The following is a 16,047-nucleotide window of genomic DNA, read 5'->3' as shown; positions in this document are numbered from 1 at the left end:
TTGCCTTGTACTACTTTTAAATTGAATCGACTATATGTGAGCAACGCTTAAAAATAGTAGTTAGTATCATTTATATAACAAGCTACTCACATCTACGTATCTATCTATGTATAAGAAAAAAGGGATATCATGAGCGCTATCATAACCAGTAAACTGAGTCCAAACTCAAGCGATTTTCAGCAAAACAGTGCCGCGATGCAAGAGATAGTCGATGACCTGTATGTACACTTGCGTAAAGTTGCCCAAGGTGGCTCAGAGTGCGCACGAGCCAAGCATCTAGCGCGTGGCAAGTTGTTACCACGTGAGCGCGTCGAGCGTTTATTGGATGTAGGTACGCCGTTCCTAGAAGTGGCGCCGATGGCCGCACATGATATGTATGGCGAAGAGATTCCAGCGGCTGGCGTAATTGCGGGTATCGGCCGTATCAATGGCATTGAGTGTATGATTGTCTGTAATGATGCCACGGTAAAAGGCGGCACGTACTACCCAATGACGGTCAAAAAACACCTACGAGCTCAAGAGATTGCGCAAGAAAACCATTTGCCATGCGTCTATCTAGTCGATTCCGGTGGTGCCAACTTACCCAACCAAGATGATGTGTTCCCTGATAAAGAACATTTCGGCCGTATATTTTTTAATCAAGCTAACCTCAGTGCGGCAGGCATTCCACAGATTGCTGTGGTTATGGGCAGCTGTACGGCTGGGGGTGCTTATGTGCCTGCCATGAGCGATGAATCTATTATCGTCAAAGAGCAAGGTACGATCTTTCTGGGTGGTCCGCCACTGGTTAAAGCAGCGACGGGCGAAGAGGTCACCGCAGAAGACTTGGGCGGTGGCGATGTACATACCCGACTTTCGGGCGTGGTTGATCATCTAGCGCAGAATGATACTCACGCGTTATCGATTGCGCGTAATATCGTCAGTCATCTAAATCGCCCTGCGAAAAATATCCCCAATCAAATCACACCGCGTCCGCCGCGTTATGATGCAAAAGAACTATATGGTGTGATTCCAACAGACAAGCGCAAGCCATTTGATATCAGAGAAATCATCGCGCGTGTCGTTGATGATAGTGCCTTTGATGAGTTCAAATCACGCTTTGGTACGACATTGGTTTGTGGATTTGCTCATATCGAAGGGATGCCTGTTGGTATTATTGCAAATAACGGTATCTTGTTCAGTGAATCAGCACAAAAAGGTACGCACTTCATTGAGCTGTGCTGTAAGCGCAAAATCCCATTAGTATTTCTCCAGAACATTACTGGCTTTATGGTGGGTCGCAAATACGAAAACGAAGGGATCGCTCGTCATGGCGCCAAGATGGTAATGGCAGTGGCCAATGCAAAAGTGCCAAAATTCACGGTCATCGTCGGTGGTTCGTTTGGCGCTGGTAACTACGGTATGTGTGGTCGCGCTTACAGCCCGCGTTTCTTATGGATGTGGCCAAATGCCCGTATTTCTGTCATGGGCGGTGAGCAGGCAGCGTCAGTACTGGCAACGGTCAAACGTGATAATTTCGATCGTAAGGGTGAAGCGTGGAGTGATGAAGACGAAGCCGCATTTAAAGCGCCGATTCGCGAGATGTATGAAGAGCAAGGTCATCCGTATTATGCTACCGCACGTATGTGGGATGACGGCGTAATTGACCCTGCTGATACGCGTAATGTATTAGCATTAGGATTAAGCGCTGCGTATAACGCGCCGATTGAAGAGACAAAGTTTGGTGTCTTTAGAATGTAAGCATTCTAAGGTGTTCTCATAATAAGCGACTACTGCGTTAACCTCATTTGAAGTACGATTTGTACATCTACGCTTAGTCTTTGCACTTGGTTTCCTTGTATTAATATTATTATGGATTGACCAAGAGTTTGTTTAAATATTTATATAAAAAATATAGAGAAAGTTATGCAAAAAGACAGTGATAAAAATTATAAAAGCCTATTGGTTAACGTTGAGCAGCACGTGGCGACAGTGACATTAAACCGCCCTGAGATACGTAATGCCTTTAACGATGAAATGATTGCTGAGCTAACCGATGCATTCAGTACGCTTGGTGCTGATGATGAGGTACGTGTCATTGTGCTAGCCGCTGCTGGCAAAGCGTTTTGTGCAGGTGCTGACCTCAATTGGATGCGTGCCATGGCAGATTATAGCTATGAAGAGAATCTAGCGGATGCTGATAAATTGGCGCAAATGCTTAAGACTATTTATGAATGTCCTAAGCCGACAGTTGCGGCTATTCAAGGCGATGTGTACGCAGGTGGCATGGGTCTGGTCGCTGCTTGTGACGTAGCCATTGCGGTCAAAATTGCTAATTTCTGCCTCAGTGAAGTGCGTTTAGGTTTGGCGCCTGCCACTATCAGTCCTTATGTTATCCGAGCGCTAGGTGCTAGAGCATCGCAGCGTTATTTCTTAAGTGCTGAAGTATTTGATGCCAAAAAGGCGCGTCAGCTTGGCTTTATACATGAGCGTGTTAGCGAAGAAGGGCTGGCCGATGAAGTGGCTGCGTTCTGTAACAAGGTCGTCAAAAACAGCCCTGACGCAGTCAAAACCTGCAAGCAGCTATTACACGATGTCGCTGGTGCACCTATTACAGATGAGCTGATTGCTGACACGGTCAAAGGTATCGCTGATATCCGCTCATCAAAGCAAGGTCGCGAGGGTGTACAAGCGTTTTTGCAAAAGCGTAAACCTGATTGGCTGACAGTAGACTAACTAGTAGCAGAACAATGATAGGCAAATGGGTAAATAGACAAGACGTCAAATAATAACGACAAGACACAGGGATAGTTATGTTTTCTAAAATTCTAATCGCCAACCGTGGTGAAATTGCTTGCCGAGTGGCCGCGACTGCTAAGCGTCTTGGCGTCAGTACCGTTGCTGTTTATTCTGATGCGGATCGTGAGGCCAAGCATGTGGCTGTCTGTGATGAGGCTATCTATTTGGGTGGTTCGGCACCGAAAGACAGTTATCTAAGAGGCGATGCTATTATTGCTATCGCTAAGCAAACGGGTGCTCAGGCGATTCACCCAGGATATGGGTTTTTAAGCGAAAATGCAGACTTTGCGCAGGCTTGCCAAGATGCTGGCTTGGTGTTTATTGGCCCATCGGCGGATGCTATTCGTGCTATGGGCGGCAAGTCTGAGTCTAAGCGCTTGATGGAATCGGCTGGCGTGCCGCTGATACCGGGCTATCATGGTGATAACCAAGATGCACAGTTTTTGCAGCAGCAGGCAGATAGTATTGGCTATCCTGTCTTGATTAAAGCAAGTGCAGGTGGCGGCGGTAAAGGCATGCGTATCGTTGAAAAAAGTAGCGATTTTATTGACCTGTTAGACTCATGTCGCCGCGAAGCGATTACCAGTTTTGGTAATGATCAAGTGTTGGTCGAAAAATATGCGCTAAAACCACGTCATATCGAAATCCAAGTATTTGGTGATACGCATGGCAATTATGTGCATCTGTTTGAGCGTGATTGCTCAGTACAGCGTCGCCATCAAAAAGTATTAGAAGAAGCGCCAGCGCCCGGTGTCGATACTGCCATGCGTGAAGCGATGGGTACAGCGGCAATCGAAGCAGCACGTGCGGTTGATTACGTTGGTGCAGGTACTGTTGAATTCATCGTGGAGCAGCGCGAAGACTCTATGAATTTTTATTTCATGGAAATGAATACACGCTTGCAAGTTGAGCATCCCGTTAGTGAAGCGATTACTGGCGTCGATTTGGTCGAGTGGCAGCTGTTGGTTGCTGCAGGTCAGCCATTACCGAAAACGCAAGACGATCTGGCTATCAACGGTCATGCAATTGAGGCACGTATTTGTGCTGAAAACCCTGACAACAATTTCTTGCCAGCGACTGGGACTTTATTCACTTATCAAAAGCCTGAGCATAGTACCTTTAACATTACTGATGTACGTATTGACGATGGCGTACGTGAGGGTGATGTGATCAGTCCTTTTTACGACTCTATGATTGCTAAGCTTATCGTCCATGCTCCTACGCGCGAGCAAGCGTTGGCTAGACTAGATCGTGCATTGGCACAGACGCGTATCGTTGGTCTGCCAAACAACGTGGCATTTTTGCGTTATATTTTAAATACCGATTCATTTAGCAAAGCCAATCTCGATACGGCATTGATAGAGCGTGAGCAGGATAAGCTTTTTGATCAGCATCCTCTTGAGTTATCGACGCTTGTGGTAACTGCTATTGCCCAGCAACTTGCGAGTGAAGCGACCACGCAGGGCTCAGATCCATTCAACAAGCCAACGGGTTTCCGTGCTTATAGTGATTATACTCGTTCATTTAGCTTGGTTTATGATGAGCAAGCCTACAGTGCTCGCATCAGTAATTGGCATAATGCGAGTTGCTCTGATAGCAAAAAGAGCGGCGATAATCTCAGTAGCTTTACGCTCGTCATTGGTCAAGAAATCGCGAATACGCAGGATGATAGCAATATCAATGTGGCTGCTCAGACCGAAACGGTTTATGAAGGTCAGATCAGCTATGATAGCAGTGACGCGCACAATCATACTTTATGGTTAGATGGTGCACGTATCAGTGCCCAAAGCTGGGTAAATAACGAGACAGTCTACGTATTCACAGATAGCGGACGTGATGAAATTACGCTTGTCGATGTGATGGCACATGTAGGCGAAGACACAGCGGCGATTGGCAGTTTGAAGTCACCAATGCCAGGACAAGTGGTTGCATTCAAAGTAGCTGTTGGTGATACTGTGAAAAAAGGCGAGCCATTAGCCGTCATTGAAGCCATGAAAATCGAACATACCATTACCGCACCGACAGATGGTGTGGTAGCAGAGCTATTATTTGCAGCAGGTGATTTGGTCGCTGATGGTGATGAGCTACTGCGCATTGATGCTGAAGGCTAATAAAGGCTGACAATTAGCCGCCGAGTAATAAGAAGGATGACAAGTATGAGCCATTCGTATCCAGAACATTCGTACCCTGAACAGGTCACCATCGTTGATGTCAGTCCACGTGATGGACTACAAAACGAATCCATGACGGTGCCGACTGAGGTTAAGCAAACGCTCATTAATGATTTAATCGCGGCGGGTGTCAAAAAGCTGGAAGCGACCAGTTTTGTCTCGCCAAAGTGGGTGCCACAAATGGGTGATAACAGCGCGTTGCTTGACGCACTAGCACCGACGCGGCAGACGGACGTTTGCTACTCAGTACTGGTGCCCAATATGCGCGGCTTTGAAAACGCTATCGTGCATCGTCCTGATGAAATCGTCATCTTTGGCTCAGCCAGCGAAACCTTTAGCCAAAAAAACATCAACTGTAGTATCGATGAGAGTATTGAGCGTTTTGCACCAGTGGCTGCGGCAGCAAAAGCACAAGGTATCAAGGTACGAGGCGTGATCTCTTGTACGGTTGGTTGTCCCTATGAAGGCGAGATTGACCCAAGCCAAGTAGCCTATGTCACCAAGCGTCTAATAGAGATTGGCTCAGAGCAAATTGGTATTGCCGATACGATCGGTGTGGGTACACCGCTCAAAGTACAACGAGCGTTACAAGCTGCACTTGAGTATGCTGATATCTCTATGCTATCGGGTCATTTTCATGACACTTATGGTCAAGCATTGAGCAATACGCTAGTCGCACTACAAATGGGTGTTAGTGAGTTTGATACCTCCGTCGCTGGCCTAGGTGGTTGTCCTTATGCCAAAGGTGCAACGGGCAATGTCGCGACTGAAGATGTGGTATATATGCTGCATGGTATGGGTATCAGCACGGGTATCGATTTGGAAAAATTGGTCGTGGCAGGTGAACGTATCAGTGAATTTTTAAAGCGTCCGAATGGTTCAAATGTGGCACGTGCTCTAATAAATAAACGTCAGTCTTAAATAGTATAGTCAATCCACTGTGAAGGTATGACAACAGCGTTAACCTCGCTTGAAGTATTTGATATACATCTACACTCGGTTGCCTTGTCACAGTTTCACATTAAGTTGACTATGACATTAAAAACAGTACCAAAAATACAGTTACATTGGCTTTAAAAAACAGATTAAAATTCGAAAATTAAATATTAAAATACAAGGAATGGTTATGAGTTTACCTGGATTAAATTTTCAACTTGGCGAAGATATTGACGCCCTACGTGATGTCGTACAGCAGTTTGCAGCAAACGAAATCGCGCCACGTGCTGCCGAGATTGATAGCAGTGATGAGTTCCCAATGGATTTGTGGCAGAAGATGGGTGACCTCGGTCTACATGGCATTACCGTTCCAGAAGAGTACGGCGGCTCTAACATGGGCTATGTTGCCCATATGGTCGCGATGGAAGAGATTAGCCGAGCTTCGGCATCAGTCGCGCTTAGCTACGGTGCACACTCTAATCTATGTATTAACCAAATCAAACGTAACGGCTCTGAGGCACAAAAGCAGAAATATCTGCCGAAACTAATCAGCGGTGAGTTCATCGGTGCATTGGCGATGAGCGAGACAGGCGCTGGCTCAGATGTGGTTAGTATGAAGCTAAAAGCCGAAGAAAAAGACGGCAGCTACATTTTAAATGGTAGCAAGATGTGGATTACCAATGGTCCTGATGCGGACGTAATGGTGGTCTATGCGAAGACCAATCCTGAGATGGGTGCAAAAGGCATGACGGCCTTTATCGTTGAAAAAGGTATGGAAGGTTTTGGTACCGCGCAAAAGCTAGACAAGCTCGGCATGCGCGGTAGCCATACTGGCGAGATGACTTTTAATAATGTAAAAGTACCAAGTGAAAATATTTTAGGCGGTCTCAATGAAGGCGTTAAGGTCTTGATGAGCGGCCTAGATTACGAGCGCGCTGTATTGGCCGCAGGTCCTATAGGCATCATGCAAGCAGTGATGGACAATGTTGTGCCTTATATCCACGATCGTAAACAGTTTGGTCAAGCGATCGGTGAGTTCCAGCTTATCCAAGGTAAAGTTGCGGACATGTATACGATACTGCAAGCAGGTCGTAGCTTCTTATATACCGTGGGTAAAAACCTCGATATGTTGGACGCGCGCGGTGCCGGTCATAGTCGAGAAGTACGTAAAGATTGCGCCAGTGTGATTCTATGGTGTGCTGAAAAAGCGACGTGGATGGCAGGCGAGGGCATTCAAATATTTGGCGGTAATGGCTATACCAATGAGTATCCACTCGGTCGCTACTGGCGCGATGCCAAGCTGTATGAGATTGGCGCAGGTACCAGTGAAATCCGCCGTATGCTAGTCGGTCGCGAGCTGTTTAACGAGACCAAATAAGAGACAGCTAATGACGCCTTAGCTATTTTCTAATATAAAATAAAAAAGCAGTACGTTCAAAACGTGCTGCTTTTTTCATGTCAACGTCAAACCGAATTATCTATAAGCGGTTAAGACTTATTGCGATAATCAAAGTATCTTGCCAAACCATTTAATAATAAATCATCACGTAAGCGCACTGGGCGATTAACGTGCTGGGAGATAATGGATGCATCACCACCTGTCATAATCAATTCAAAATTAGGGTGACGATGGCTAATCTCATTAATCGCGCCGACGATAGAGAGCAAAATACCGCGATGTACCGCGTCTTGAGTGGTCAAGCCTTGGTTGACGCTATCAAAAGTACCGTTCGAGATAGTGATTTGCTTAGTACCAGAGAACAGTGATTCACGTTGCAGGTAGATGCTGGGAAAGATATAACCACCCAAATGCTCAGCATGATCAATCAAATCAATGGTCACTGCTGTACCGCAACCAATCACACATTGACGTTTTTTCTTATCGACCGCGCCCAGCATCTGTAGCCAGCGATCACAGCCGAGCTGCTGATCACTGTAAGCACTTTTCATCAGAGTATGTGCGGCATCGACATGGACAAACTCAAACGGAATATTCAAACGACTGAGTGTCTCTGATACTTTGGCATTGAGATTGTCACCCAATACTGATGAGATACCAATAAAGTCAGGCGCATAACGCTCAAAACGATCTGTCAGACCCATAAGTAGTTCGGCAGGCGCTTGCAAATGCTGCTTAGCATCATGCGCGACTATTTGTCCGATATCATCGGTTAGCCAGTATTTTAGGCGGGTATTTCCAAGATCAAGCCAGAGCATAAAAGTCCCTTTATATAGTGCTCGTTAATGATGGTGTTCATCAATATAGTTGTCTAAGCCTAATAAATAACGTCGATGCGTCCAGTAAAAAGCGTAGAAATCTTACCGCTATCTTGGCGCAATTGCAAACAGCCATGTGTGTCGACACCGCAAGCGATTCCCGTTATGACTTTTTCTTCGTTATTATAGTCTTGCGTGACGCGTAAGCGAAGACCTGATAGCGCATCCATCATCGCAAACTGCTCCAAAAAACTATCCAAATAATAAGTATGACCCGTTGGCTGTTCTATGCCCAAGTGCTCAAAGCGTGTCATCGCCGCCATCAATGCTTTGCTCATCTGCTGATAGAGCATTGGTAGATCTGGTAGGCTCGCAGACCGTGACTCTAAAGGCAGCCTCTCATTAATGTCTTGTAAGCTAATCGCTTGGTAGCTCATACCTTCAGACGTTTGTGTGGTGAGCTTTGGTGCTGCTTGTACGTTTAAGCCAATGCCTAGCACCACACCGACCAGCCTGCCAGCTTTCGTCACTGGCTCTATCAAAATCCCAGCCAGTTTATTAAAGGGTAGTGTACGCTGATTCGCGGCGGCGTTATCCGATGGTACAAGATGAGCCTCTTGAGTGGGATAAAACCCCAAGTCATTTGCCCACTTCACCCCAATTGGCGTCAGTCCTTGTGCTTGTAGTTGCTCGTTCAGCGTTTGAATGACGGGCATTTTTGCCAGTTCAAGACCAATGATGAGCGATAGTAAGCCACTGATTGGCATATGCACGGGATGATATAGCGACAGATAGACATTGCCGCGCGGTGATTGCCACGAGCGCCCATGCTGACCTCGACCTGCGCTTTGGGTTTCCGCGGTCAAAACGTGTACGGTGGCGACATCTAACGCCCCGTTTTGCAAGGCTTCTATTAGCTCGCTATTGGTCGAGGCGCTACTAGCCACATGACGGTGATTTAGCTCGGATAAATAGGTAGAAAAACTAGTGAGTGGCGGCATAAGTTTAGTCGATGTGGTTAAAGGAAACTTTGATATACTGAGCGATTGTTGCGGTCAGACAGTACCGAGTAAACAGCATAAAGGTCACGCTGAGATTTGGCAAATACAATTAAGCACGCCTAAGCGCTAGTCAGTATTATAAAAGGTTCGTTCTATGATGTTATATGTGTGGTTTGTGATTGCAGGCGCGTTTGCCGGTGTTAGCGCGGGCTTGTTTGGCGTCGGCGGTGGCATGATTATCGTGCCCGCATTGGTCTGGATTTTTACCGCTTATGACTTTTCGCCAGAAGTGATCACCCATTTGGCCATCGGTACTTCACTGGCGACCATTGTAGTGACCTCAATCAGCTCACTGACTGCACATAATAAGCGCGGCGGTGTCCGCTGGGAAGTATGGCGCAAAATGGCGCTGGGATTGGTCATTGGTAGTTTAGTCGGTGCTGGTATCGCAGATATGATTGATGGGCAGGCTCTACAGGCTATTATTGGTTTCGGTGCGCTATTGGTCGCCTTAAAAATGCTGTTCTTTTCGAATAAAGAACAAGTGGGTAAACCGTTACCATCGGCTGGTGTACAGTTTGGTGCCGGTACTGGCATTGGTATGGCGTCATCTATTTTTGGCATTGGCGGCGGCAGCTTGACCGTGCCGTTCTTGAACTGGGCAGGGCTTCCGATGAAACAATCAGTCGGCACATCAGCGGCATGCGGTCTACCAATTGCTTTGGCTGGAGCAGCGGGCTTTGCTTGGTTCGGTCAAGACGTGGTCAACCTGCCTGAAGGTACGATAGGGTTTGTCCATGTCACAGGATTTTTGTTTATTTCAGTCGCCAGCTTTGCGATGGCAAAAGTCGGTGCCAAGCTTGCCCATGTCTTACCTGCACTAATGCTTAAGCGTGCGTTTGGCGTGTTGTTGATATTTGCTGGAGGACAGTTGTTGTTGAGCGGGATTGGGGTGATTTAGATTTGAATTTTAAAGTGTTTAACTTTAAGGAGTAAGTAATGGTAATGCACGATTTATATTTTAAGCGGCAAAAGCAATTACGGGGTGAGTATCCTGATATCTATCAATACGAAGAGTTACCAGAAACGCTGAAAATCCAGATAATACATATTTGGAATGAAACGATAGGTGAAGACTCTGTATATAATAATCGGCGTTCTAATAGTTTGAATCGTGAATATTTGCAAAAGTGCCATAATATTTTATGTAAAGAGTTAGGTGTTTTTAAACTTAATAGAGATGATAGAGATAATGAAATGCATATTCTCTATTTTAAAAGTATTTCTCTATATTTTTTAAAAGAAAGTGATATTGAAAAAATACTGAGCGTCATCGAATTAATGTTAAAAATCATTCATTCTTTCATCAAAAGGCATAATAATACAATAAAAATTACAGATGTAATATCTGAACTTAATCAGCGTTTTCGCGAACATGGAGTAGGTTACCAATATGAGAGTGATCAAATCGTTAGAGTGGACTCTGAATTTATCCACGCTGAAGCAGTTAAGCCTGCTTTACAGCTACTAAGTAATCCAATGTATAAAGGTGCGCAAGAAGAGTTTCTAAAAGCTCACGAACATTATCGTCATAGTCGTTACGATGCTGCTCTAACAGACTGCCTTAAATCTTTTGAAAGTACCATGAAAATCATAATCCACAAGAGAAGTTGGGTATGTGATAAAAATGCAACTTCAAAAAGGCTTGTTGATTGTTGTCTCGCTAATGAATTGATACCCAAATTTTGGACTGACCAGTTTAACTCGTTAAGCAATATACTTACTTCAAGTATCGGTACACCTCGAAATAAATTGAGTGGTCATGGTAAAGGTAACGATGAAATAGAAGTTCCTGAACATCTTATTCAGTATGTCCTACATATGACCGCATCTACAATCGTATTTTTAATTAAAGCTGAAGAGTCATTAGATTGATTAAAGCTAGTGTGTAAACCATGAGACATTATTAGTATGAAAGCTGCAGAAAAATACCGCCGTGTTTTCGGCTCAATGAATCATCTAAAAGACCAGTTATCGTGGACGACGGGTCTCTCTAATATGGTAGAGTTTTTGGCATGGGAGCCCCAGCGTATTTTAGGCATCACTAAAAAGCAATACGTACGCCAAATCATTGAGTGGGTCGCTCACCCAGATTTGAAAGATAAAAATATAGAAGAGATTGAGCAATCAGTCATCAAAAAGCTCAATACAAAAATGAATGAAACTGAGCAGCTAGAGACGTATTCAACGCAAACGATGGGTATCTGTAATGCGAGAGAAGCCGTGCGCCGCGTAACGTTCTTTTCTGAAGACTATCTAAATAAAGAATTCGATATTTTTTTGAGTTTGTGCAGTGATGTTTATCTGAACTTGTTTTATCAGCAGTTTATTAGCTTTGAGCCAAGTGGATCATGGTCGACACATGGTAATAGCGGCATGTTTGAAAACAGTACAGAGCTAAAGGCAATGTATATGGACAACCTAGCCTATAACCATCAGGCCAATGTATTGATAGCGAATGAGTTAAAACTCGCTGGTCGGAAAAACCCAGACCCAATCCTAAAGTACTGCTTGATGTATGAGCACTTATTAGAAAAAGGCTTTATCGAGAAAGGGGCAAAATTTTTGCTGTTGTTTATCGGTGGTGACGCGCTAAAGCAAAACAAGCAAACGCTCGTAGATCGGGAGCTGGCTCTGTGTCATAAACGGCCAAGGAAATATCAGCATTTGCTAAGGCCAGAGCTGTTAGAAATAGTCGATCATTTGGAAGTGGCAAGTATCTCTTGGGCAGCCTTTATCGAGTTTAATAGTCGCTACTTAGCAGAAAATAACGTCTGCCAAGTGGAGCAAAAACTGCTGCGAGGGTTCCATCAAAGCCTTGAATCAAAATCGTTTATGCACTTAGCCGTTTAACCCTAAAAACCTACTACAATTTCAGGTAGAATAGCCGCCTGTTTTTGCTAAGTTTATTGACTCTTCATGCGTTTAAAATCTCTAAAGCTGGCAGGCTTCAAATCCTTTGCCAATCCAACCACTTTTACTTTTCGTCATGGTATCACCGCCATCGTCGGGCCGAACGGCTGTGGCAAATCCAATGTGATTGATGCCATCCGTTGGGTACTGGGCGAAACCTCTGCCAAGCAGTTGCGCGGCGGGGCCATGAGCGATGTTATCTTTGCCGGTACGCAAGATAAAACAGCCAAAAGTGTCGCCAGTGTCGAGCTGACCTTTGAGCATACCCAAGATGAGCAGACTGGTATTCGCCACGAGTTTAACTTGTACCAAGAGCTATCGGTTCGCCGTCAGGTAAATAAGGATGGCCGCTCAGATTATTTTATCAATGGTACGCGTTGTCGTCGCCGTGATGTGGTCGATGTGTTTTTAGGTACAGGGCTTGGCGCGCGCAGTTATGCGGTGATTGAGCAAGGCATGATTGGGCGGATTGTTGAGTCCAGCCCCGTGCAGCTGCGTGAGTTTATCGAAGAGGCGGCAGGCGTCTCACGCTATCAGGCGCGCCGTGAAGAAACGCAAAAGAAGTTAGAGAAGACGAAAGACAATCTAGCGCGTCTACACGATATGCAAAGCGAATTACTACGCCAGCAGAAAACACTGTCTAAGCAGGCGGCCAGTGCGCAGCGTTACGAAGAATTGGCCTTAACGCGTGCTGATATCGAACAGCAGCTCGCCATCCAGCAACTCTATCAAGCCAAGCAAACCCATCAACAGCAAAAAATAGCGCATGAACGTAGTGCTACTGAGGTGTCGTCACTACAGGCTGACTACGACACGCTAAAAGCTCAGCAGGACAAGCTCACTGCGCGTATCAATCAAGAGCAATGGCTCAAAGACGATGCTCAAAGCGCTCACTATCAGCAGCAGCTCGGCTATCAACAAGCGGAACATCAATTGAGCGATGCTAAGTCACAGCTGACTACTATCGAGCAGCAACTGTCAGGCTTGGCTCAGCAGCGTGTGCAATCACTCGCTGATATCGAGCGGCTCAACGCTGAACAAGCTGAGCAGAATCAAGCGTTAGAAGCGTTACGTCCGCAGCTGACTGAGCTGACAGATAAACGCAATAACTATAAGCGTAATGAGCAGCCACTACAACGTGCGTGGCATGAAGCGCAAAACAATCTGTCACGCTTACAAGATAAAGCCCGTTCGCTTGAACAGCAGCAAGCCATTAATGCTCAAGCACAGAAACGCCATCAGCAAAGCCATGATAAATGGCAACGCCGCGAGCAAAACTGGCAAAACCTGTGGCTGCAATTACAGCAGTCTATAGCGCCATCTGCATCTGACAGTACTGATGTGAGTAAGACGGATAAGGTGCAAGATCTCAGTCAGATGCTAGAACAGCAAGTCACTGAGCTAAGCATGCAGTTGCAGCAGGTTGAGCGTCAATACGAAGCCGTCGATGAACGCTTGTCCGAGATACAACCGCAAGCGCATAGTTTGCAGCAGAGACTAAACACACAACAGAGTAAGTTGAGCGATTATGAAAAGCGTCATGCGCTACTGGCAGGCGAATACGATACCCTGCATCAGATATTGCATCCGAAACCTATAAAACAGCAATCAGCAAAGTCGAAAGTTACCGCGACAGATAATGTAGATAACGATGGTATACATCATCAGCCGTTAGCCATTGCAACGCTACGTGAGCAGATTGAGCTAAGTGCGAAGGGGCAGGAGTATGCACCGCTACTCGATAGTATCCTAGCATTGTGGCTAGATAGCCATGTGCTGGCTGCTAATCAACAAGCTAATCAAACCAAGCAATCAGACGCTAATAATGCTACTGGCGTTTCTCAAAGAGCCGTTAGCTTGTGGCAAGCTCTTGAGCATGACGTTGCAGATTTACTAACTTATCAAACAGCACAAAATACGTCTGCCAGTGCAAAAGATAAAACTCTAGTAGAGACGGGTCATAGCTTATGGTTGCCTACTGCGCAAAATAGCATCAGTGACCATAATTTTGTCAGCGAATTGCCAGACAGTTTGATTGATAAAGTATTGCCGTTATCGCAGTTGATTAAACAGCCTACATTAGCGCTTTGGCAGCAATGTTATATATATACAGCGCAGTTTGAGACCAGTGAGCAGCATGAGATTGATACTCTTGCTAATGTACTAAAGTCATTACCATCGTCCGCTATTTTACTTACCGAAGATGGTTGGCTGATCAGTCGTCATGGAACGATTAATTTAATCAAATTCGCTGGTGCGCAAGATAGTCAAAGTGATAGCAGCAGTCAATTTCTCACGCAGCGTTTGCAGCAGCGCACTCGTTTGCAAGCGTTAGAAGACTTGCTTGATGAGTTTGAAACCAAAATACACCATCAGCAAAAATCTATTGCAAAAAATCAGCGCGATTATGATGCGTTGATGGTCAGTTTGGAAGAAACGCGCGCGCAAGCTGAGCAGTTAACCCGTGATAAGCATAAATACCAGCAGCAACTGACGACCGAGCGCGCCAACGCTGAGCGCTTGCAAGCGGATAGCCAACGCCTGAACGCTGATAAAGCAACGCTTGAGCAGGAAAAGCAAGAACTGGCACAAGAGCAACAAACTCTTGAGCAAGAACAACAGCACATTGAAAGCGAGATTGCTACGCTAACGCCGCAAATAGTAGAAGCACGAGCGACAACTCAGCAACTGCAAGCTGAGCGCAGCGAGCTAAACCGTGCGCGTCAAGCTGATGATGATGCTTGGCAAGCATTGCAGCTGCGTATTCAGCAGTATGAGATGCGCTTGGAACATAGTGTTAGCCGTCTGGCTCGTGCAACTGAGCAACACGACAACTCGTTAGAGAATGAGCAAAGTCTACAGATGTGTCACGATCAGCAGCAGGCCAAGTTGCTAGAGCTACAAGCAGCTTTGCAGTCTGCACAGGTAACGCGAGATGAGCAGCAAGTGCTATTGAACGAGCGTGATACTGCGCTAACAGCACTAAAACAAACGTACGCTGAGCAGCAGACAGCATTTGATACATTGCAAAATACGTTACAAACGCAGCAAAGCGAGCTTGCCCGTCATGCTACTGAATTGGCACTAAGTGCAGCGCGCTTGGAAGATGCTAGCGCGCACACGCAGAGCGCTTTAGATGCCTACTATCGTGTAAGTCATAAATATAAAGCCCAAGCTGAGCAACCTCAACAAAGCATGAGCGTCTCAAACTTGCTAGCAGATTTTATCGCTCATGATCGCCGCGTCCGTCCAGACAAAATCGCTGAGCTTGAATCTGAGCGCGCTAAGTTGACCCAGCAGTTGAGCAAGATTGGGCCAGTGAATCTAGCAGCGGTCGCAGAGTTGGCCGAGGTAAACGAGCGCCTAGAACCACTCGCACAGCAGACGGCAGATATCGCGGCCAGTATGCAGACATTGACCGAAGCGATTGCCTCTATTGATGAGACGACCAAGACACTGTTTATGCAGACACTTGATGCGGTCAATAATGAGCTGGCCAATTTATTTGCCAAAGTCTTTGGCGGTGGACAAGCTAGCCTGACGTTGAACACTGACGAGATGCCAGCCAATACGCCAAAGTCGGAGCAGTGGCGGGCAGGGCTTACCTTGATGGCGCAGCCGAAGGGTAAACGTAACAGTCGCTTAGCGGTACTATCGGGCGGTGAAAAAACCCTTACCGCGCTAAGTTTGATTTTTGCGATATTTAAGCAGCATCCTGCACCGTTCTGTGTCCTTGATGAAGTTGATGCACCGCTTGATGATGCCAACGTCGCGCGCTTTACCAGTCTCATTCATGAGTTAGCAGATGATTTGCAATTTATTTTTATCAGCCATAATAAATTGACGATGCAAATTGCTGATGAGCTAAAAGGTATTACCATGCCAAGTGCAGGCATTTCTACACTAGTCAGTGTGTCACTCGATGAAGCTGCGCGTTACGTAGAGAGCTAAGTGTGAAATAGCCGACATTA

11 protein-coding genes are annotated in these 16,047 nt (G+C 45.9%); 9 read left to right on the top strand and 2 right to left on the bottom strand.

The window, feature by feature from the left end; all coding sequences use genetic code 11:
* Positions 1-129: 129 nt before the first annotated feature.
* The 5 genes from V6252_RS06435 (at position 130) to V6252_RS06415 (ending at position 7,263) form a co-directional block, all read left to right on the top strand.
* Positions 130-1,740 (top strand): carboxyl transferase domain-containing protein, encoded by a 1,611-nt coding sequence (locus tag V6252_RS06435; protein ID WP_341609793.1) that lies wholly within the window; start codon positions 130-132, stop codon positions 1,738-1,740.
* Between the two features lie 165 nt (positions 1,741-1,905).
* Positions 1,906-2,715 carry an enoyl-CoA hydratase/isomerase family protein gene (locus V6252_RS06430; RefSeq protein ID WP_341609792.1) on the top strand — a complete coding sequence of 270 codons (810 nt, stop codon included), beginning with the start codon at positions 1,906-1,908 and terminating at the stop codon, positions 2,713-2,715.
* A 77-nt stretch (positions 2,716-2,792) separates the two neighbouring features.
* Entirely contained in the window at positions 2,793-4,889 is a 2,097-nt protein-coding gene (locus tag V6252_RS06425) for an acetyl/propionyl/methylcrotonyl-CoA carboxylase subunit alpha (protein ID WP_341609791.1), read from the top strand.
* A gap of 45 nt (positions 4,890-4,934) precedes the next feature.
* Positions 4,935-5,870, top strand: coding sequence for a hydroxymethylglutaryl-CoA lyase (locus V6252_RS06420; protein ID WP_341609790.1), 936 nt, complete (start codon positions 4,935-4,937; stop codon positions 5,868-5,870).
* A 205-nt stretch (positions 5,871-6,075) separates the two neighbouring features.
* Positions 6,076-7,263, top strand: a complete 1,188-nt coding sequence (locus tag V6252_RS06415) for an isovaleryl-CoA dehydrogenase (protein ID WP_341609789.1) — start codon at positions 6,076-6,078, stop codon at positions 7,261-7,263.
* Positions 7,264-7,373: 110 nt separating this feature from the next.
* Here the strand turns inward: V6252_RS06415 and V6252_RS06410 are convergent, their stop codons facing one another.
* Together V6252_RS06410 and V6252_RS06405 are read right to left on the bottom strand one after the other, a co-directional pair.
* Positions 7,374-8,102 (bottom strand): pantothenate kinase, encoded by a 729-nt coding sequence (locus V6252_RS06410; RefSeq protein ID WP_341609788.1) that lies wholly within the window; start codon positions 8,100-8,102, stop codon positions 7,374-7,376.
* Positions 8,103-8,161: 59 nt separating this feature from the next.
* Positions 8,162-9,103, bottom strand: coding sequence for a biotin--[acetyl-CoA-carboxylase] ligase (locus V6252_RS06405; RefSeq protein ID WP_341609787.1), 942 nt, complete (start codon positions 9,101-9,103; stop codon positions 8,162-8,164).
* 157 nt (positions 9,104-9,260) lie between these two features.
* Here V6252_RS06405 and V6252_RS06400 point away from each other — a divergent pair, with 157 nt between their 5' ends.
* The 4 genes from V6252_RS06400 to V6252_RS06385 all read left to right on the top strand — a co-directional run bounded on the left by V6252_RS06400 (position 9,261) and on the right by V6252_RS06385 (position 16,027).
* Complete coding sequence (locus V6252_RS06400; RefSeq protein ID WP_341609915.1) at positions 9,261-10,064, top strand: sulfite exporter TauE/SafE family protein; 804 nt, start codon at positions 9,261-9,263, stop codon at positions 10,062-10,064.
* Positions 10,065-10,102: 38 nt separating this feature from the next.
* Positions 10,103-11,038 carry an STM4504/CBY_0614 family protein gene (locus V6252_RS06395; RefSeq protein ID WP_341609786.1) on the top strand — a complete coding sequence of 312 codons (936 nt, stop codon included), beginning with the start codon at positions 10,103-10,105 and terminating at the stop codon, positions 11,036-11,038.
* A gap of 36 nt (positions 11,039-11,074) precedes the next feature.
* Positions 11,075-12,016 carry a hypothetical protein gene (locus V6252_RS06390; protein WP_341609785.1) on the top strand — a complete coding sequence of 314 codons (942 nt, stop codon included), beginning with the start codon at positions 11,075-11,077 and terminating at the stop codon, positions 12,014-12,016.
* A 66-nt stretch (positions 12,017-12,082) separates the two neighbouring features.
* A complete protein-coding gene (locus V6252_RS06385; RefSeq protein ID WP_341609784.1) occupies positions 12,083-16,027 on the top strand; it encodes an AAA family ATPase in 3,945 nt (1,314 codons plus the stop codon).
* Positions 16,028-16,047: the final 20 nt, after the last annotated feature.

Source organism: Psychrobacter proteolyticus, from assembly GCF_038155145.1.
In the GTDB taxonomy this organism is placed as follows: domain Bacteria; phylum Pseudomonadota; class Gammaproteobacteria; order Pseudomonadales; family Moraxellaceae; genus Psychrobacter; species Psychrobacter proteolyticus_B.
This window is presented reverse-complemented; position numbering and strand designations above follow the sequence as displayed.